This window comes from Ferrovibrio sp. MS7 (assembly GCF_038404985.1).
Taxonomy (GTDB): domain Bacteria; phylum Pseudomonadota; class Alphaproteobacteria; order Ferrovibrionales; family Ferrovibrionaceae; genus Ferrovibrio; species Ferrovibrio plantarum.
The window spans coordinates 1701556-1720193 of the sequence record NZ_JBBKBA010000001.1 but is presented as its reverse complement, the minus strand read 5'-3'; the positions used below and the strand labels follow the sequence as shown (position 1 = coordinate 1720193).

16 protein-coding genes and 1 pseudogene are annotated in these 18638 nt (G+C 63.4%); 7 read left to right on the top strand and 10 right to left on the bottom strand.

The features are described from left to right. Positions 1-25 precede the first annotated feature (25 nt). Both acnA and V6B08_RS08190 read left to right on the top strand, forming a co-directional pair. The gene (gene acnA, locus V6B08_RS08195; RefSeq protein WP_341981611.1) at positions 26-2707 is read left to right on the top strand and encodes an aconitate hydratase AcnA; all 2682 of its coding nucleotides are present in this window, start codon (positions 26-28) and stop codon (positions 2705-2707) included. Between the two features lie 82 nt (positions 2708-2789). Then, positions 2790-3350: a nucleotidyltransferase family protein gene (locus tag V6B08_RS08190; protein ID WP_341979517.1), complete on the top strand. Its 561-nt coding sequence runs from the start codon at positions 2790-2792 to the stop codon at positions 3348-3350. Here the strand turns inward: V6B08_RS08190 and V6B08_RS08185 are convergent. The 6 genes and pseudogenes from V6B08_RS08185 to V6B08_RS08160 all read right to left on the bottom strand — a co-directional run bounded on the left by V6B08_RS08185 (position 3343) and on the right by V6B08_RS08160 (position 8478). Next, positions 3343-3729: an FKBP-type peptidyl-prolyl cis-trans isomerase gene (locus tag V6B08_RS08185; protein WP_341979515.1), complete on the bottom strand. Its 387-nt coding sequence runs from the start codon at positions 3727-3729 to the stop codon at positions 3343-3345. The two genes, V6B08_RS08190 and V6B08_RS08185, sit on opposite strands and share 8 nt — an antisense overlap. 74 nt (positions 3730-3803) lie before the next feature. After that, positions 3804-4214, bottom strand: a complete 411-nt coding sequence (locus V6B08_RS08180; RefSeq protein ID WP_341979513.1) for an FKBP-type peptidyl-prolyl cis-trans isomerase — start codon at positions 4212-4214, stop codon at positions 3804-3806. 61 nt (positions 4215-4275) lie between these two features. Next, positions 4276-5112 carry a UDP-2,3-diacylglucosamine diphosphatase gene (locus V6B08_RS08175; protein WP_341979511.1) on the bottom strand — a complete coding sequence of 279 codons (837 nt, stop codon included), beginning with the start codon at positions 5110-5112 and terminating at the stop codon, positions 4276-4278. Positions 5113-5275: 163 nt separating this feature from the next. Next, a complete protein-coding gene (locus V6B08_RS08170; protein ID WP_341979509.1) occupies positions 5276-6094 on the bottom strand; it encodes a flagellin in 819 nt (272 codons plus the stop codon). A gap of 281 nt (positions 6095-6375) precedes the next feature. Continuing rightward, positions 6376-6699 (bottom strand): annotated as a pseudogene (locus tag V6B08_RS08165) (HU family DNA-binding protein); the annotation flags it as partial. Positions 6700-6858: 159 nt separating this feature from the next. Then, positions 6859-8478 (bottom strand): class I adenylate-forming enzyme family protein, encoded by a 1620-nt coding sequence (locus tag V6B08_RS08160; RefSeq protein ID WP_341979507.1) that lies wholly within the window; start codon positions 8476-8478, stop codon positions 6859-6861. 106 nt (positions 8479-8584) lie between these two features. Here V6B08_RS08160 and V6B08_RS08155 point away from each other — a divergent pair, with 106 nt between their 5' ends. The 3 genes from V6B08_RS08155 to V6B08_RS08145 are packed head-to-tail and all read left to right on the top strand — an operon-like array spanning position 8585 to position 11904. Further along, positions 8585-9835 carry a metal-dependent hydrolase family protein gene (locus tag V6B08_RS08155; RefSeq protein ID WP_341979504.1) on the top strand — a complete coding sequence of 417 codons (1251 nt, stop codon included), beginning with the start codon at positions 8585-8587 and terminating at the stop codon, positions 9833-9835. Beyond that, positions 9832-11058 carry a glycoside hydrolase family 2 TIM barrel-domain containing protein gene (locus V6B08_RS08150; RefSeq protein ID WP_341979502.1) on the top strand — a complete coding sequence of 409 codons (1227 nt, stop codon included), beginning with the start codon at positions 9832-9834 and terminating at the stop codon, positions 11056-11058. The genes V6B08_RS08155 and V6B08_RS08150 overlap by 4 nt, the downstream gene beginning before the upstream one ends. Before the next feature lie 6 nt (positions 11059-11064). After that, a complete protein-coding gene (locus V6B08_RS08145; RefSeq protein ID WP_341979500.1) occupies positions 11065-11904 on the top strand; it encodes an FkbM family methyltransferase in 840 nt (279 codons plus the stop codon). A gap of 2 nt (positions 11905-11906) precedes the next feature. Here the strand turns inward: V6B08_RS08145 and V6B08_RS08140 are convergent, their stop codons facing one another. Then, entirely contained in the window at positions 11907-12290 is a 384-nt protein-coding gene (locus V6B08_RS08140; protein WP_341979499.1) for a hypothetical protein, read from the bottom strand. Between the two features lie 117 nt (positions 12291-12407). On the opposite strand from V6B08_RS08140, the gene V6B08_RS08135 reads away from it, so the two are divergent. Both V6B08_RS08135 and V6B08_RS08130 read left to right on the top strand, forming a co-directional pair. After that, positions 12408-13208: an MmyB family transcriptional regulator gene (locus V6B08_RS08135; RefSeq protein ID WP_341979497.1), complete on the top strand. Its 801-nt coding sequence runs from the start codon at positions 12408-12410 to the stop codon at positions 13206-13208. 155 nt (positions 13209-13363) lie between these two features. Then, positions 13364-15352: an LTA synthase family protein gene (locus V6B08_RS08130; RefSeq protein WP_341979495.1), complete on the top strand. Its 1989-nt coding sequence runs from the start codon at positions 13364-13366 to the stop codon at positions 15350-15352. A 14-nt stretch (positions 15353-15366) separates the two neighbouring features. Here the strand turns inward: V6B08_RS08130 and V6B08_RS08125 are convergent, their stop codons facing one another. From V6B08_RS08125 to V6B08_RS08115, 3 genes are all read right to left on the bottom strand, one after another. After that, positions 15367-16545: a fumarylacetoacetate hydrolase family protein gene (locus V6B08_RS08125; protein ID WP_341979493.1), complete on the bottom strand. Its 1179-nt coding sequence runs from the start codon at positions 16543-16545 to the stop codon at positions 15367-15369. 83 nt (positions 16546-16628) lie between these two features. Further along, positions 16629-17351: an NUDIX hydrolase gene (locus V6B08_RS08120; RefSeq protein WP_341979491.1), complete on the bottom strand. Its 723-nt coding sequence runs from the start codon at positions 17349-17351 to the stop codon at positions 16629-16631. 15 nt (positions 17352-17366) lie between these two features. Next, on the bottom strand, positions 17367-18638 hold the full coding sequence (locus V6B08_RS08115; RefSeq protein ID WP_341979489.1) for an MFS transporter: 1272 nt from the start codon (positions 18636-18638) through the stop codon (positions 17367-17369).

The window sequence follows — 18638 nt, the reverse complement described above, 5'->3', positions numbered from 1 at the left end:
TTCCGGCGCCGCCCGTGCGGTCGCCATCGCGGTGGGCCAGGACAGCCTGAAGACCCGCAAGACCCTGAAGGTCGGCAACAAGACCTATGCCTATTATTCGCTGAAAGCCGCCGAGAAGACACTGGGCGACCTTTCCCGCCTGCCCTATTCGCTGAAAGTCCTGCTGGAGAACCTGCTGCGCTATGAGGATGGCCGCAGCGTCACCGTGGACGATGTGAAGGCCGTGGGCCAGTGGCTGAAGGACCGCCGCTCCGACCGCGAGATCGCCTACCGTCCGGCCCGCGTGCTGATGCAGGACTTCACCGGCGTGCCGGCCGTGGTCGATCTGGCGGCGATGCGCGATGCGATGCAGAAGCTGGGCGGCGACACCAAGAAAATCAACCCGCTCTCGCCGGTCGATCTGGTGATCGACCACTCGGTGATGGTGGATTATTCCGCCAGCGGTGGCGCCTTCAAGAAGAACGTGGACCTGGAATACGAGCGCAACGGCGAGCGCTACGCCTTCCTGCGCTGGGGCCAGACCGCGTTCGACAATTTCCGCGTTGTGCCGCCGGGTACCGGCATCTGCCACCAGGTGAACACTGAATACCTGGCCCAGACCGTGTGGACCGGAATGGATGGCAAAACCGAAGTCGCCTATCCGGACACGCTGGTCGGCACTGACAGCCACACCACCATGGTGAACGGTCTGGCCGTGCTCGGCTGGGGCGTCGGCGGCATCGAGGCCGAAGCGGCCATGCTGGGCCAGCCAATCTCCATGCTGCTGCCGGAAGTGGTCGGCTTCCGCCTCACCGGCAAGACCAAGGAAGGCACCACCGCCACCGACGTGGTGCTGACCGTGACGCAGATGCTGCGCAAGAAGGGCGTGGTCAACAAGTTCGTTGAATTCTACGGCCCCGGCGTCGACGCGCTGTCCATCGCCGACCGCTGCACCATCGCCAATATGGCCCCGGAATATGGCGCCACCTGCGGCTTCTTCCCGGTGGACGGCGAGACCATCGAGTATCTCAAGGCCACGGGCCGCGACCCGCAGCGCATCAAGCTGGTGGAAGCCTATGCCAAGGCGCAAGGCCTGTGGCGTACCGCGCGCTCGCCCGAACCGGTGTTCACCGATACGCTGGAACTGGACCTCAACAGCGTCGAGCCGTCGCTGGCCGGCCCGACCCGTCCCGAAGGCCGCGTGCCGCTCAGCCGCGTCGCCGCCGACTTCAAGGAACTGCTCGGCACCAGTTATGGCAAGAAGACGGCGCAGGATTTCCGCGTCAAGGTCGATGGCGCCAAGTTCGATATCGGCCATGGCGACGTGGTGATCGCTGCGATCACCTCCTGCACCAACACCTCGAATCCGAGCGTGCTACTTGGCGCCGGCCTGCTGGCCCGCAACGCGCTGAAGCGGGGCCTCAAGAGCAAGCCGTGGATCAAGACCTCGCTGGCACCCGGCAGCCAGGTGGTGACCGACTATCTGGCCAAGTCCGGCGTGCAGAAGTCGCTCGACAAGCTGGGCTTCCAGATTGTCGGCTATGGCTGCACCACCTGCATCGGCAATTCCGGCCCGCTGCCGGACAACATCTCCAAGACGATCACCGATAACGACTTCGTCGTCGGCGCCGTGCTCTCGGGCAACCGCAACTTCGAAGGCCGCGTCCATCCGCTGACCAAGGCGAACTACCTCGCCTCGCCGATGCTGGTGGTGGCCTACGCGCTGGCCGGCAACATGAAGATCGACATCACCAAGGAGCCGCTCGGCCACGATCCCAAGGGCAAGCCGGTCTACCTCAAGGACATCTGGCCCTCCAACAAGGAGATCGCCACGATGGTGCGCAAGTATGTCACCGCCGCGATGTTCAAGAAGCGCTATGCCGACGTGTTCAAGGGCGACACCAACTGGCGCAAGATCAAGGTCGGTACCGGCCAGACCTACAATTGGGACAACACCTCGACCTACGTGCAGAACCCGCCGTATTTCGAAACCTTGAGCAAGACGCCGGCCCCGATCACCGATGTGAAGGGCGCCCGCGTTCTGGCCGTGCTGCCGGACAAGATCACCACCGATCACATCTCGCCCGCCGGCTCGATCAAGAAGGACGGCCCGGCCGGCAAGTACCTGATCGAGAACAAGGTGACCTACGCCGACTTCAACTCCTATGGTGCCCGCCGTGGCAACCACGAGGTGATGATGCGCGGCACCTTCGCCAATATCCGGCTTAAGAACGAACTGGTGCCGGGCACCGAGGGTGGCATCACCAAGTACCAGCCGACCGGCGAAGTGATGTCGATCTACGACGCCGCCATGAAGTACAAGGCTTCCGGCACACCGCTGGTGATCTTCGCCGGCAAGGAATACGGCAACGGTTCTTCGCGCGACTGGGCGGCCAAGGGCACCATCCTGCTGGGCGTGAAGGCCGTGATCGCGGAGAGCTACGAGCGTATCCACCGCTCCAATCTGGTGGGCATGGGCGTGCTGCCGCTGCAGTTCCTCAACGACATGACCCGCTTCGACCTCAAGCTCGACGGCACCGAGAAATTCGACATCTCGGGCGTCGCCAGCGGGCTGAAGCCGCGCATGAAGCTGCCGGTCACGCTGACCCGCGCCGATGGCTCGACCCAGACCTTCGAGGTGCTGTGCCGCATCGATACGCTGGACGAGATCGAGTACTACAAGAATGGCGGCATCCTGCAGACGGTGCTGCGCAACCTCGCCGCCTGACCCCATAACGGATCAGGGTCAGGAATAGGGTTCACCAGCGGCCGGGGAGCAATCCCCGGCCGTTTGTTTTTTGGGAGACTATATGGCGGATGATGCGGAGACGCTGACCGGCTGGCTGCGGGCTTCGAGCCAGGCGATGCGCTGCCTGCGGGTGGCGCGCGACCTCTGCCTGCCTGATTGGGCCATTGGCGCCGGCTTCATCCGCTCGCTGGCCTGGGATCATTTAAGCGGCTACACCCAGCCGACGCCGCTGGCCGATATCGACCTGCTGTATTTCGATGGCAGTGACCTGTCACCACGGCGGGAGCAGGAAGCCGAAGCCTGGCTGGAACAGCAGGCGCCGGGCCTGGGCTGGAGCGTGCGCAACCAGGCGCGCATGCATGCCGGCAATGGCGACCTGCCCTACCGCGACACGCTGGACGCCATCGCCCATTGGCTGGAGACGCCGACCGCCGTGGCAGTGCGGCTGGAGGCGGATGGACGGCTGACGCTGCTGGCGCCCTATGGGCTGGAGGACCTGATGGCGCTGCGGGTGCGGCCGACCCTCTCGGGCCAGCGCCGCGCCGCCGCCTATCACGCCCGCATGGCGGCGAAGAACTGGCCCGCCACCTGGCCGCGCGTGGTAATCGTGATGCCTACTTGAGGCCGACCAGCTCGACATCGAACATCAGCGTCGCATTCGGCGGGATCACACCTCCGGCGCCGCGCGCGCCATAGCCGAGATCGGACGGGATGATCAGGGTGCGGCGACCGCCCACCTTCATGCCGGCAACGCCCTCGTCCCAGCCGCGGATGACGCGGCCGGCGCCGAGCGGAAACTCGAAGGGCTGGCCACGGTCGCGGGAGGAATCGAACTTCGCGCCCTTCTGGCCGTTCTGATACAGCCAGCCGGTGTAATGCACCACGGCGGTATGGCCGCGCATGGCCTCGGCACCAGTGCCCGGCTTTTCCTCAATGTAGCGCAGGCCTGAGGCGGTGCGCTGTTCGGCGCCGGCAGTCTGGGCATCAGCGGGTTCGGTCATGGCAAACATCCCCAGGCAAAGAACAAGAGCGGCGAACAGACGGCGCATGGCATCAACTCCGGAAATTCAGGGTTCTAGCGAACCGCGACGAGTTCGATTTCGAACATCAGGGTGGCGCCAGGCGGAATGATGCGGCCCATGCCCTGGCTGCCATAGCCGAGATAGGGCGGCACGATGATCCAGCGCTTGCCGCCAACCTTCATGTAGCGGACGCCCTCATCCCAGCCTTTAACCACCTTGCCGGCGCCGAGCTGGAAGGAAAACGGCTCCTTGCGGGCGCGCGAGGAGTCGAACATGCGCCCAGCCTGGCCGTTTACATAGAGCCAGCCGGTATAATGCACGGTCACGACCCGGTCCGGCGTGGCCTTCTCGCCATCGCCAACCTTCTCTTCCCAGACCTTGAGGCCGGAGGCGGTCGCGCTGAATTTAGCCCCATCCTGCCCCGATTTCCCGAGGCCGATGGCTTCCATGATTTTGCCAAACATGGCCCAGTATACCCTCTTCCGGCGCCGGAGTGTAGGGGGTCTGGCTGGAAATGTAATGGAATCAGACGGAAAGCGGGATGACGGGCACCTCGACGACCTCGTCCGCCAGGGTCTCGCGGACTACCGCCCAGTGCAGGATTTCCAGCCGCCCGTCATGATGCTCCACCAGGGCAGTGCAGCTTTCCACCCAGTCGCCATCATTGCAGTAGAGAATACCGTCAATATCGCGCATTTCCGCATGGTGGATATGGCCGCAGACCACGCCATCGACATGGCGGCGGCGCGCCTCCTCGGCGATTGCCTTTTCATAATCGGAGATGAATTCGACGGCGTTTTTCACCTTGTGCTTGAGATAGGCCGAGAGCGACCAGTAGGGCAGGCCCAGCTTGTGGCGCAGATGGTTGAACCAGGTGTTAAGCCCAAGCGCCGCCGCATAGGCCATGTCGCCCAGCAGCGCGAGCCATTTGGCATAGGTGACGATGCCATCGAAATGGTCGCCATGGGTGACCAGCAGCAGGCGCCCGTCGGCCGTGCGGTGGATTGCCTCCATCTGCACGGCAATACCGCCGAACTGCAATTCAGTGAAGTCGCGCAATGCCTCGTCGTGGTTGCCCGGCACATAGATGACCTGGGTACCCTTGCGCGCCTTGCGCAGCAGCTTCTGCACCACGTCGTTATGGCTCTGGTTCCAGTACCAGGAGCGCTTCAGCCGCCAGCCATCAATGATGTCGCCGACCAGATAGAGCGTCTGCGATTCCGTATGCCGCAGGAATTCCAGCAGCAGATCCGCCTTGCAGCCGCGGGTACCAAGATGAATGTCCGATATCCATATCGTGCGGTAACGTAAAACGCTCCCGCTGCTTGCATCGGGAGTCATGTCCAACGGGACCATGTTCATCACTTGCTCCGGCGCCGAATCGGCACGCGGCGCGCGTGCCGGCGCGACGATGCGTCGCGGCCGCGTGCAAGTCTCGTGAATTTTCCATGACCTATGTGACGGCGCGGTTACAAGCCGCACCAGCACAATATGAGGCGGATCATTCGGGCAGTTTCAGGCTGAATCAGCGCAGGATACTGACAATGCGCCGATTGGCGCCATTGGTGAAATCGAGCGAGGCGATCGAAAGGCCACGCTGCACGATTGCCGATTCCCGCACCGCCATGGCTTCCGCCACATCGGTATCAACCAGAACACCCATGCCTTTCTTGAGCGCATCGGTCAGCGAGTCGACAAAACTGTTGCTGGCCGCGAGTGCCTTGCCGGTGGCGGCAAGATCCGCCAGCGTGGTGTTCACCTTCTGCTCGAAGGCGCGGGCTGCATCCAACGCCGTCAGTGCCGAGGCGGAATCGGTGATATTGTTCACGGCCGTACGCAAGGCATCGATTTCGGTCTGGGCATCGAAAATGCCCACCGTGATCGAGGTGCCGCTGACATCGGAAATGAAGCTGCGCGCCTGGGCATCCGCCGTGAGCTGGCTGGAACCGTTATAATTGGCGGTCAGGCGGGCGGAATCGATCTGGTCCAGCAGGGTCCGGGTATTGTTCTGGATGATGGTCCGCGCGCTTTCCGCCGTGGCGCCATCGGCCAGCAGAATGATGTTGGCGCGGATATCGTTGCTGAGATCGTAGATCTGTTTCAGGCCGGCCAGGGCAACCTGCACGGTGTTCTGCCCCTGGGTGAGCGAGGAACTGACCGCAGCGGCCGATTTCACCTGGGCGCGGACGCCCTGGGCAACCGCGAAGACCGACGCATCATCGCTGGCATCTGCAACGCGATAGCCGGATTCGATCCGTTTGGATGCTGAAACGAAGCGCGTATCGATTTCGCGCAACGAATGGACGGCCGATATCGCCGCCGCGCTGGTGATGACCGAGACCATTCTGTCCCCCGATCGTTAGCCAAATTGCGGGTTCAGCCGCTTCCCGTTCTCGAGCGCGCACTGAATTTACCCGTTTTTAATAATTTTCCGCCGCGATTGCAAGCACTTATCTCAAAGACTGGTTTGGCGACGCAGCATTACTCGGCGCGCGAGTATCGATTCAGGCAGGTTTTTCAATGGTTTTCACGCGCCCGGAGGTTGCGTTAACCACGTCGCTTAACCACAACAAAAAAGGGCTCGCCTTGCGGCGAGCCCTTTTCAGCGTTCGGAACCCAGGAGGCTCAGACGGCTTCCTTCAGCGCCTTGGAAGCGCGGAAGGCGACCTTCTTGGAGGCCTTGATCTTGATCGGCTCGCCGGTCTGTGGGTTACGGCCGGTGCGGGCGGCGCGCTTGCGCACCTGCAGCACGCCGAGATCGCCGAGACGGATACGCTCGCCCTTCTTCAGCGACTTGGTGACGGCGGCGAAGAAATCGTCGAACAGGGCGACGGTGGACTTCTTCTGCAGGCCGTTCTTCTCGGCCAGCGTGTTCACAATCTGCTTCGCGGTCACAGTGACCGTCTTGGTAGCGGCGGCGGCTTTCGCCATGGTTTTCACTCCTCCGTTGGATCGATCTTTTCGGGTGTCCGAATCGAATCGGGGTGCATCCCCGAATCACTCCATAGCACCGCCCAACGGAATTTCCCATCGCCTGATAGCGAAAAAGCCGCTTGAAATGCGGCTCTACCGGGGTTCAGAAGGCGATTCGCCGCCAACCATGCGCCTTCACGCCATGCTGGCCAGCAGCCTTTCGCGCAAGGTGCGTTTCATCAGCTTGCCATTCGCGTTGCGCGGCAATGGTTCATCCAGCAGCGTGTAGCTTTCCGGCACCTTGTAATCCGCGAGTCTGGCGGCGCAAAAAGCCCGCAGTTCCTCTGCCGTAACGTCATGCCGCCGCCGGCTGATGAAGGCATGCACGCGCTCGCCCAGCACCGGGCAGGGCTTGGCAACGATGGCGCTTTCCAGCACGCCATCATGGCCGGCCAGCACATTCTCCACTTCCACCGAATAGACCTTGTAGCCGCCGCGATTCAGCATGTCCTTTACGCGGTCGAACACGCGCACGAAGCCTTGCGCATCCTTCGAGCCGACATCGCCGGAATGCCAATAGCCGGCGGTGAATTCACGCGCCGTCGCTTCCGGGTTGCGCCAGTAGCCCGGCACCGTCATGGCGCCACGGATCCAGATTTCACCGCTCATCCCCGGCGCCACTTCGCGGCCTTCCGGATCCATCACGATCACATCGGCGCACGGCAGCACCAGGCCGACACTATCGGCATGCTCGCGCGTGTATTGCGGCGGCATCATTGTGGTTGGCGAGGTTGTCTCGGTCGCGCCATAGGCATTCATCAGGCCGAGATTTGGCAGCTTCTCGGCCAAGGCCGCGATAGTCGCCGCCGGCATCGGCGCACCGCCATAGCCGCCGACGCGCCAGGCGGAAAGATCGAAGCGGTCGAAATCCGGCTCCAGCAGGCAGAGATTATACATTGCCGGCACCAGGATGCCGTTGGTCATGCGCTCGCGCGCGGCCAGTTCCAGGAACGGCCGCGCCTTGAATTCCGGCATCATGATCAGCGCACCCTGGGCCTGCACCGCCAGCATGATCAATGCCACCAGGCCGGTTACATGGCTTGCCGGCACCGCCAGCAGCATGCGGTCGGCGCTGGTCAGGTTCATGCCATATTGGAAATGCAGCAGTGAATGCGCCAGGTTGAAATGGGTCAGCATCGCGCCCTTGGGCCGGCCAGTGGTGCCCGAGGTATAGAGGATCACTGCCGTGTCTTCCTCAGCGACCACAACGCGTGGCGGCGGGTCGCCATCCAGCAGGGCGAAATCATACGCACCGGCAGCACCGCCCTCCAGATATGTACCTGGCACATATATATCTGTCAGCTCCGGGGTTTCGGCACGGGCCGGCAGGCGGCCGAGCAGTTCCGGCTCCACCACCAGCGCCTTTGCCCCGGCATGATCGAGGATATAGGCGATTTCCGGTGTCTGCAGGCGGGTGCCCATCGGCACAGCGATGGCACCCAGCCGCAACGCGGCATAGACCGTGAGCAGGAACTCCACCCGGTTGCCAAGCAAAAGCGCGACACGGTCGCCCGGCCCGATACCACGCACTGCCAGGCCGCCGGCGACCCGTTCGACGCGGCGGCCGAATTCGGCATAGGTCAGGCGCTCCGGCCCGCAGATCACGGCTTCCTCCTCACCGCGTGCCGCCACGGCGCGGGCCAGGGTGTCGTAGATATCGCTCACGCGGTCGCTGAAGCAGCGCACCACCCGATCGCCGAAATGCGCCTCGTACCGCGTCGCCACGCCGGGCGGCAAGGTCCATTCGGCCATCATCCCCTCCCCCTCAACTCTTGTTGTGGTGCCAGACTAGAGCGTTGACGGCACGCTTGCAAAGCGCGACCCTGACGGCAACTTCACATTCCTATCCAGGAGATAAACGATGGCTACCCTGTTCATCGGCGGCGCCCTGTTTGATGGCCACAATGCCCCGGTTGCCGATCATGGCGTGCTGGTGGAAAACGGCAAGGTGACGAAGGTGGCGCCGAAAGGCGAATTCGCTGGCTTCGCTGGCGAAACCGTCGATACCAGCGGCGGCACCTTGCTGCCCGGCCTGATCGACTGCCATGTGCATCTCACCATGGGCGGCGAGGCCGATCCGGGCACGGCGCAGGACAAGCTTTCCGCCTCGCGCCTCACGCTCAAGACCCTGGAACGCGCGCAGCAGACCCTGCAGGCCGGCATCGTCGCGGTGCGCGATTGCGGCGGCAAGGATTACATCGAGATCAGCGTGCGTGATGCCATCCTGCGCGGCGAGTTCAGCGGTCCGGTGATCCGCGCTGTCGGCAAGATGCTGTGCATGACCGGCGGCCATGGCAACCGCACCGGCCGTGTCGCCGATGGCGTCGATGATGTGATCCGCGGCGTGCGCGAGCAGATCCATGCCGGCGCCGACGCGATCAAGATCATGGCCACCGGCGGCGTGATGACGCCAGGCGTCGATCCCGAGGACGCGCATTACAGCCGCGAGGAAATGGCCGCCGGCCTGGCCGAAGCCCGGCGTTTCCGCAAGCGCACCGCCAGCCATGCCCAGGGCTCCGAGGGCATTCTCAATGCCGTGCTGGGTGGTGTCGATTCCATCGAGCATGGCATTTTCATGAATGATGAATGCCTGGCCGAGATGCTGAAGCGCGGCACCTATCTGGTGCCGACGCTGGCCGCCGTGCGCAATATCGTCAACAACGCCGGCAAGGGCGGCATCCCGCCCTGGGTGATCGAGAAGGCCAACCGCGTCTACGTCATCCACCTCGACTCCTTCAAGCGTTTCCACGGTGCCGGTGGCAAGATCGCCATGGGCACCGATGCCGGCACGCCGTTCAATCTGCATGGCGACAATGCGCTGGAACTGGAATTCATGGTCGAGGCCGGCATGAAGCCGCTGGAAGCCCTGCGCGCCAGCACCTCCGCTGCGGCCGATCTGCTTGACCTGCCGAGTCACGGCAAGGTGCAGGCCGGCCTGCCTGCCGATTTCCTGCTGGTGGACGGCGACCCTGCCAGCGACATCACCCGCGCCGCGCGCCGCCAGCATCACCGCGCAGTGTATCGCAAGGGCGAGCTGGCTTCCGGCCTGCCGACCATGCTGGGCGGCCTGCGTGGCGCACAGCCGGCCATCGCCAAAGCGGCAGCATTTTGATCCGCGGCCTTTTTCTGGCCCTCCTGCTTTGCATCACCCCGGCGGCCCATGCCGCCGAGGTGGCTGTGCGTGGCCACGACATCCTGGTGGATGGCAAACCGTTCGGCCTGCGCGGCGCCTCCGGCACGGTGCGGCTGGATGTGCTGGCCGGGCTTGGCGCCAACACCATCCGCACCTATGGCGCCGAAGAAGCCGCTGTGCTGGACGAAGCGCAGAAGCATGGCCTCAAGGTGATCCTCGGCTTCTGGCTGGAACATCCGCGCCGCGGCGTTTCCTACCGCGACCCGGCTTTCGTGCGCCGCCAGTTGGACCAGCTTAGAGGCTTTGTCGAGCGCTACCGCGACCACCCCGCCCTGCTGATGTGGGGCCTGGGCAATGAGGTGGAATCCGAGCTGGCCGACGACGCTCAGGTCTGGCCCGGCATCGAGGAAGCCGCAAAACTGGTGAAGCAGCTTGACCGCAAACACCCCACGCTGGCGGTGCTGGCCGAAGCCGGCAACAACAAGGTGGCGAAGCTGAAGGCAGCAGCACCAAGCATCGATGTGCTGGGCGTGAACTCCTATGGCGACTCCCTGCCGAGCCTGCCCGGTCGGGTGCGGCAGCAGGGCTGGACCGGGCCGCTGCTGATCACCGAACTTGGCGCCATAGGCCAGTGGCAGGCGGCCAAGACTCCCTGGGGCGCTTTCATCGAACCCACCAGCGGCGAGAAGGCCGCCTTGCTGCGGCGCTACCTGCCGCCGCTTTCGCCGCCGGCCACCAGCGGACATCTGGTTTTCCTCTGGGGCAACAAGCAGGAAGTGACGCCGACCTGGCACAGCCTGCTGCTGCCGGGCGGCGAATGGACCGAAACAGCGGAGGCCCTGGCGGCGCAGTGGCATGGCCGCACGCCTGGCGGCAACCGTGCGCCCCGTATCCGTGAATTCAGTTTCACCCATACCGCCAACTGGCCGGCCGGTGCCATCGGCCGCGCGGTGCTGAAGGCCGAGGATCCGGATCACGACAAGCTGCAGGCGACCTGGACCATCCTGGCGGAAAGCACCGACCTGCGCGTTGCCGGCGACCTGGAGACCGTACCGCCCAGCTTTCCGCATGCGCTGCTCGGCGGCGGTCTCGACGGGATCAATATCCAGGGGCTGAAACCGGGCCGTTATCGGCTATTCTTGGTGCTGCGCGATGGCCGCGGTGCTGCCGCCACAGCGAACCTGCCCTTCCTCGTGGAGTGAAGCCTGATGCAGACCTATCTGGAAGATTGCCTCTGGGGCAAATTCCTGCTGCTGCAGGGCGATTTCATCAGCGACCACATGAAAGTGTATGGCGAATGGAGCGAGGCCGAAGTCGCCCTGTTCCGCCTGCTGCTGACACCGGAAGCCACTGTTGTCGAGGTCGGCGCCAATATCGGCACCCATGCGGTGGCGCTGGCAAAGCTCTGCGCCAAGGGCCGGGTCTATTGCTTCGAGCCGCAACGACCGATCTTCACCTTGCTCTGCGCCAATCTTGCGCTCAACGGCATCGTCAATGCCCATCCGCTGCATTGCGCGGTGGGCGGCGAGGCCGGCGAGATCGAAATCGAGACTTCAGATTATTCGCAGCCGTTCAACTACGGCTCCTTCTCCATCGACAAGGGCTTCTCGACCGAGAACGCCTATGCAGCCGGCACCTGGCGCGAGCCGGTGCGGCTCACCACGCTGGATTCCGAGCCGGCTCTGCGCGGTCTGCAACGGCTGGATTTCCTCAAAATCGATGTCGAAGGCCTGGAAGTGCCGGTGCTGCGGGGCGGTGACGCCCTGATCCGCCAGCACCAGCCGATGATTTTCTGCGAAGCCAACAAGGCCGAGACTTTCGGTGCCATCACTAGCGCCTTGCGCGGCTATGACTATACGCCCTACTGGTTCGCGGCACAGCGTTTCCGTGCCGGCAATTTCAAGCGTTCGACCCAGGCGATCCAGGGCAGCGACGTCAACCTGATCGCCTTTCCGGCCGGCCGGCCGCGCCCCGCGCTGGATCTGGTCGAAGCCACCAGCTTCGACCAGATCACCAGCGGCGAGGTGAAAGCCTTCATGCTGAAGTAAGATCAGGCAAGCCGCGCCTGCTGGCGGCGCAGGCCAAGCCATTCCAGTTCGGCCAGCACCAGCACGGCCGCCGCCTGCGCCAGTACAAAAGCATAGCCGAGCGTGGTCGGCGCCACACCGCCAGCGATGAGCAAGAGGATGCTGTCGAGCACCCAAAGCGCATTCAGCGCGATCACCAGCCACACGCCGCCGCGCGGCGGAAGCGGCTTCGCCGCGAGATAGAGCAGGAAAGCCGCGAAAGGCAGCAGGCTGATGCCGGCATAGCGCAGCAGCATTTCCGGCAGGCCGAGCCAGCCAGCCAACAGGCCGGCGCCAAGGGTGAGCAGCAGGCCGGTAGCGATGCAGGTGGCGGCGTCGAGGAACAGGATGCGGCGAAGGAAGCTCATGATGTGTCTCCTGGGATTCAAGATTTAAGAACGCGGGCAGGATGCCGCCGGCCTGGGCGGCGGTCGATTACCTTGCAGGTAATTGGATCGGGGCCGCGTTGGCTGTAGCGTTGCGCCATGACCGAAGCCGCACCGATAGGCCTGCGTTTGCGCGAATGGCGCCAGCGCCGGCGCCTGAGCCAGCTCGACCTCGCGCTTGAGGCCGACATCTCCACTAAGCATGTCAGCTTCCTTGAGACCGGCCGTGCCGCGCCCAGCCGCGACATGCTGCTGCATCTCTGCGAACGGCTGGAGGTGCCTTTGCGCGACCGCAACGCCCTGTTGGTTTCCGCCGGTTACGCCCCGGTCTTTCCCGAGCGCGAGCTGTCCGATCAGGCGCTGGCGCCGATCCGCGAGGCCATCGACAAGGTGCTGGCCGGACATGAGCCCTATCCGGCCCTGGCCATCGACCGGCATTGGCAGATGGTGGCGGCGAACCGCATGGTGATGCCGCTGATGGCCGGCGCCGATCCCAGCCTGCTGACCGCACCGATCAATGTGCTGCGCCTCAGCCTGCACCCCCAGGGCCTTGCCACCCGTATCGTCAACTATGCCGAATGGCGGGCGCATCTGCTGGCGCGGTTGAAGCGCCAGATCGACCTATCCGCCGACGATACGCTGAGCGCGCTGTATAGCGAACTCAGCACGTATCCCGCGCCATCGGGTGGCACCATGCGGCGGATGCCGGCAGAGCGCGACGCGGCACAGCTAGCCGTACCCTTCGAATTCGCCACCAAGGCCGGAATACTGCGCTTTTTCAGCACCACAATGATGTTTGGCACCCCGGTGGATATCACGCTGGCTGAACTGGCGATCGAATCCTTCTTCCCGGCCGACACGGCGACCGCCGAGATATTGCGGCGGCTGGCGTCCGAATAATCTGCATGACAAGGCCTCACCCCCCTGGAGGCTGCAATACGGCTTAAACCAAGCAATCTGCCGGATACATACAATTCATTCGCATACGCAGCATTAAAAACATTTTAGGCGCCCGGGTATATTCAGGCATCGCCCGGCAGAGCAATAGTCTTGGCATGTATCGTCCAGCCGACGCCACGCGACCCTATACCCGCCTAGCCTTCTGGCTGCGCTGCCTCATTGTCTTCATGCTGCTTTCCGCCACGGTGCGCCTGGTGCTCACCATATGGATCGCACGCGACACGCCGGACGACATTCTGCCCTTTGTTGCCGCCTGGCTGTTCGGCACCGTGGACGATGCCGCCACCGCCATACTGCTTGGTCTACCTTTTCTGCTCGGCCTGTATTTCCTGCGCAAGCCGCTGAGCTGGCGTATTGGCAAGGTTGCCGCGCATCTGCTGCTACTGCTGCTGCTTGGCCTAGCGGTGTTCAGTGCCGTGGCAGAACTGTTCTTCTGGGAAGAATACAACAGCCGCTTCAATGGTATCGCGGTCTATTACCTGATTTTCCCCAAGGAAGTGCTGGGCAATATCCGCGAAAGCTTCGACCTGCGGCTCTATCTGCCGCCTATCGGGGCTGTCGTGCTGGCGATCTATGGCTTTTTACTCTTCCGGCCGTTGAACCGGGCCCTCGCTGCAACAATGCAGTTGGGCGAACAGAAGCGTGCGCTGCTGCTGACCATCGGCAGTGGTTTGATCACCGCCCTGATCATCTATGCCGGGCCGCGTGAGCCCTCAACAAGCCGCACCATCAATGAACTGGCTGTGAACGGCATGCACAGCATCCTGCGCGCCTTCGTTACCAACGATAGCAAATACGACGGCATTTATGCCGGCATCGATGAGGCCGAAGCGCTGCCGCTGCTGCGTGCCATGGTGGCACAGGACAACACCACCAACCTCGCCGCACCGGGTGAACGCAGCATCCGCCGTCATGTCGACAATGGCCCGGCGCCGGGGAAGAAACTGAATGTGGTGCTGATTCTGGAAGAATCCTACGGCTCGGTCTATTTCGAGGATGTATTCCAGGAGAAGCAGCGCGATTACTGGCGCACCATGTCGCCGAACTGGCACCGCATCGCCGAGGACGGCCTGCTGTTCACCAATATCTATGCCACCGGCGACCGCACCGTGCGCGCATTGGAAGCGATCTTCACGTCCTTCCCACCGATTCCCGGCATCTCGACGGCCCGCCGCGCCGGATCGGAAGGCATGAATTCATTGCCCTTCCTGCTGAAGCAGTTCGGCTACCGCAGCAGCTTCCTCTATGGCGGCCCCACCAGCTTCGACAACATGGGCTATTTCTGGCGCAGCATCGGCTTCTCGCCTGTGCTCGGCCAGAGCGATATCGCCGACCAGGGTTTCAAGACCATCTGGGGTGTGGCCGATGAATACTTGTTCAAGGAGGCGCTGACCCGGATCGACCAGTTGGCGGCTGAACCGGGGCCATTCTTCTTTGCCTGCCTGACCGTGACAAATCATCGCCCCTTCCTCTATCCCGAGGGCCGCGTGCCGTTCAAACCCGGCCCGAGCGACCGCGATCATGCCGCGGCCTATGCCGACTGGGCCCTGGGGCAGTTCATCGATGCCGCCAGAAAGAAGCCGTGGTTCGACGATACCCTGTTCGTGATGATCGGCGATCATGGGCCGAAAGTCTGGGGCGCGGCGCAGATCCCGGTACAGGCCTTCCGTGTGCCGCTGATCTTCCTGGCGCCGAAATACATCAAGGCCGAACGCAATCCGGCGCTGGGCTCCAGCATGGATGTCGGACCGACAATCCTCGGCTTGCTCGGCTTGAGCTATGACAGCCCCTTCTTCGGCGTAGACCTGCGCCGTGCGCCGAGGGATGGCAGCGGCCGCATCGCCATGGCGCATAATTTCGATGTCGCCTTCGGCAATGGCAGCAATGCCGCGATCCTGACGCCGCAGGGCGATGTCCGCCCCTACAGCATGCGCACCGGCCCCTACCAGCTTGAACCGCTCAAAGATGCCCAACTGCCAGAGCTGATCCGCCGCCAGGCCATCGCGCAAACCCAGACCGCGCATCGCATGTTCTACGCCCGCCAGTATCACGAACTCTCTGGCACGGCGAAACCCGCGAACTAGAACAGACTGCTGCTTCAGCCGTTGCCACCGAGCAGTCCGCGCTCTGCCAGATTGCGCAGCAAAGCCGTACTGCCGAAAGTCCAGGGCGCGATCTGGTCGGTGTGATTGACGCGGTTGATCAATGCGCCCAGTGCCGGTGTCGCAATCGTCACCATGTCTCCCACCGCATGGGTGAAGCCCTGGCCGGGTTCGAAACGATCCTTCACCGGGGCAAACATGGTGCCGAGGAACAGCATCATGCCATCGGGATACTGGTGATTACGGTTCAGCGCCTGACGTGCCAGTTCTTCCGGCTTGCGGCTGATCATGCCCATCGAGCTGCTGCCCTGCAGCACAAAGCCATCCTGGCCCTTCACTTCCAGGCTGATTTCCAGTTCGGTCAGACTGTCGATGGTGAAATGCTCGTCCAGCAGCCGGATGAACGGCCCGATCGAACAGGAAGCGTTGTTGTCCTTGGCCTTGCCAAGTAGCAATGCCGAGCGCCCCTCGACATCGCGCAGATTCACATCATTGCCAAGCGTGGCACCGACGATACGGCCATCCGAGCGTACGGCAAGCACCAGCTCCGGCTCAGGGTTGTTCCAGTGGGAATTCGGATGAATACCGATTTCGGCGCCAACGCCGACAGAGGCCATCGGCTGCGTCTTGGTGAAAATCTCCGCATCCGGGCCGATGCCGACCTCCAGATACTGCGACCACATCCCCATATCCTGCAGCACGGACTTGACCTGCCGTGCCTTCTCCGAGCCCGGTTGCAGGCCGCGCAGGTTGCTGCCCAGCACCGGCGCCAGCCGCGCCCGCACCTCCTGCGCCCGCGAAGCATCGCCGCCAGCCTTTTCCTCAATCACCCGCTCCAGCATGCTGTCGACGAAGGTGACACCAGCCGCCTTCACCGCCTGCAGATCGCAGGGCGCCAACAGCGTATTGCCACCAGCTTCCGGGGCCTGGCGCAGGAAATCATCGATTGGCCCTAGTGCCTCGAAACGCGCCGGCTCCCGCAGGCGCGCCGGCAAGTCGTCTCGCTCGAGCAACTGCGCCATAGTTGGCCCCAGCGGCGTAATATCCCGCAGGCCAAGGCCACTGCGCTCCACCAGCACCAGGCATGGCCCCTTCGCCCGTGCCGACCAGACACGGCCAACCAGCAAGGCGTTTTCATCGCGCGGCAGAATCCCGGTCGCCGTGAGCTTTCCCATCCCCACCCTCCGTTTTATGGCTCAGAGGCCCAGTATCTGCATGGCACGGGCTACCGGATCGCGCAACGGGAGACTGCCCTATTTTACGGCGGTGCGCGGCGGAAACGCTTCTCAGGCACCGCAGCCTCGGCATAATCGGCATCCGCCGGAATATGGAAGATGCGGCCATCCGGTCCGGCCTCGGGCCTGGGCACCACAGTGACAATGCGGCGCTGCGCCGCCGCCGCCAGGGCCTCGGCCACGGCATCGAAACGCGACAGCCAGCGCAAATTCATATAGGTGGCGAACATCAGATCGAGTTCTTCCGCCTCGGCGGCAGCGACCACGGCGCGGGGCTGACGCCACACCGCCGACATCACTTCGCGCTGATCCGCCTGAGCAACCTGCGCATTCGGCGCCGCTGCCAGGTAGAAATGAGTATCGAAGCGTTTCGGCTGGGTGATCGGGGTGATCCAATGGGCAAAACGTACCAGGCGGTGCGTGGCCGGCGCGAAACCACTGGCGCGGCAAAGAGCAGCAAAATCCTGGCCTGGCGCAACGTCGCGCGGCTCCGGCTCGACAATCAACAGGCCGCTTTCCTCATAGGTTTCGCGTATCGCAGCGGCTCGCAAGGCACCATCCTCGATATCCGGCGCCAATGCCGCATCGCTTTCCTGGTCCACAGTGCCGCCGGGAAACACGAACTTGCCTGCGGCGAAGCTGGCCTTGCCGGTCCGCTCAACCAGCAAGGCCTCAATCCCTTGGGCACCATCACGCAGGATGATCAGAGACGCCGCCAGCCGCGGCACCACAATCTCGCCAGACATACTGCTCACCCCTCTTCATGTTAGCGGCTGCACTGGCTGTGGCGCCCGGAAGGCACGCACAAAAGCGAAGGGCATCGCCGCGCTAAAGATGATCACTGCCGCCAGCAGCAATGCCGGCCGATAGCTGCCAGTCATGTCATGCAGCAAGCCGGAAAGCCAGGCGCCGCCGCCAGCGCCGATATTGCTGGACGCATAGATGACGCCATAGATCGCGGCGGCAGACGGGCCGGGAAACAGCCGATTCGAGAGCGTGGCGACAATCGGCCCGCGCGCACCCTGCGCAATACCGAAACAGGCGACATAGCTGGCCAGCAGTATTTCCGAAACACCGAAGCTCAGGCCGAGGAGGCAGAGTATGCCGCCAAATGTGCAGGCGAAGCTCGCCAAGGCCACCGGTCGCAGGCCGAAGCGATCCGACAGCCAGCCGGTGATGATGACGCCGCCCACCGACAGCATGCCGCACAGGCCATACGCCGTCGCAGCCTTGAGCGGCGAGACACCGCCATCGATCAGGAACGGTACCGCCTGCACCACCACGATATACATGCCAAGCCCGGTGCAGCCGAAAGAGATGAACAGGCCGATGAATTCCCGGCACCGGATGGCTTGGCGCAGGGTGATGCCTTCAGGCGGGCTGGCTGTACCGCCGCTGCCAGCGGCAACTATCGGCTCGGCATTGCCGCCTTCCAGGGTACGCCAGGGCAGTATCAGCGCAATCAGCGCCAACACGGCAACGCTGCTGGCCATCAGGATATACGTGGCGCGCCAGCCTTGCAGTTCGATCAGCCACTGAGCCAGGGGCACCAGCAGCAGCGACCCGGTGCCAAGCCCAGCATATACCGCGCCCATCGCCACCGACATGCGATGCCTGAACCAGCGGCCGATCAGCGCCGATGCCGGCACCACGCCAATGGCTGAAATGCCGATGGAAGACAGGATCCCGATGCAAAGATACAACTCCAGCATGCCATGGGCACGCGAAGCAATGAAATTGGCCAGGGCGATGAGTGCGAGGCCCAAGCAGTAGCAAAGGCGATAGCCGAAGCGGCGCAACATCAATCCGGCCAGCGGTGCACTCAGCCCAGTGGCCAGCATATAGGTGGAGAACACGCCGGCCGTGAGCTGGCGGTTGACATTGAACTCCTGCTCAATCGGCAGCAGGAACACCATCCAGGTATCGATCACGCCGCGCGATACCAGCACAAAGAAAAAGGCGACGCTCAGCGCATACCAGGCGATGCGACTATTGCCTCGCCCGGTTTCCGCTGCCTCGTCGCCTCTACCCAT

What these genes read in the sequence shown, in the direction of transcription:
- V6B08_RS08175 (WP_341979511.1), bottom strand. Translation starts at nt 5,112, where the DNA reads ATGAACATGGTCCCGTTGGACATGACTCCCGATGCAAGCAGCGGGAGC.
- V6B08_RS08170 (WP_341979509.1), bottom strand. Translation starts at nt 6,094, where the DNA reads ATGGTCTCGGTCATCACCAGCGCGGCGGCGATATCGGCCGTCCATTCG.
- V6B08_RS08145 (WP_341979500.1), top strand. Translation starts at nt 11,065, where the DNA reads ATGCAGACCTATCTGGAAGATTGCCTCTGGGGCAAATTCCTGCTGCTG.
- V6B08_RS08180 (WP_341979513.1), bottom strand. Translation starts at nt 4,214, where the DNA reads ATGTTTGGCAAAATCATGGAAGCCATCGGCCTCGGGAAATCGGGGCAG.
- V6B08_RS08185 (WP_341979515.1), bottom strand. Translation starts at nt 3,729, where the DNA reads ATGACCGAACCCGCTGATGCCCAGACTGCCGGCGCCGAACAGCGCACC.
- V6B08_RS08190 (WP_341979517.1), top strand. Translation starts at nt 2,790, where the DNA reads ATGGCGGATGATGCGGAGACGCTGACCGGCTGGCTGCGGGCTTCGAGC.
- V6B08_RS08115 (WP_341979489.1), bottom strand. Translation starts at nt 18,638, where the DNA reads ATGGGTAGAGGCGACGAGGCAGCGGAAACCGGGCGAGGCAATAGTCGC.
- V6B08_RS08125 (WP_341979493.1), bottom strand. Translation starts at nt 16,545, where the DNA reads ATGGGAAAGCTCACGGCGACCGGGATTCTGCCGCGCGATGAAAACGCC.
- V6B08_RS08130 (WP_341979495.1), top strand. Translation starts at nt 13,364, where the DNA reads ATGTATCGTCCAGCCGACGCCACGCGACCCTATACCCGCCTAGCCTTC.
- V6B08_RS08155 (WP_341979504.1), top strand. Translation starts at nt 8,585, where the DNA reads ATGGCTACCCTGTTCATCGGCGGCGCCCTGTTTGATGGCCACAATGCC.
- V6B08_RS08160 (WP_341979507.1), bottom strand. Translation starts at nt 8,478, where the DNA reads ATGATGGCCGAATGGACCTTGCCGCCCGGCGTGGCGACGCGGTACGAG.
- V6B08_RS08120 (WP_341979491.1), bottom strand. Translation starts at nt 17,351, where the DNA reads ATGTCTGGCGAGATTGTGGTGCCGCGGCTGGCGGCGTCTCTGATCATC.
- V6B08_RS08140 (WP_341979499.1), bottom strand. Translation starts at nt 12,290, where the DNA reads ATGAGCTTCCTTCGCCGCATCCTGTTCCTCGACGCCGCCACCTGCATC.
- V6B08_RS08135 (WP_341979497.1), top strand. Translation starts at nt 12,408, where the DNA reads ATGACCGAAGCCGCACCGATAGGCCTGCGTTTGCGCGAATGGCGCCAG.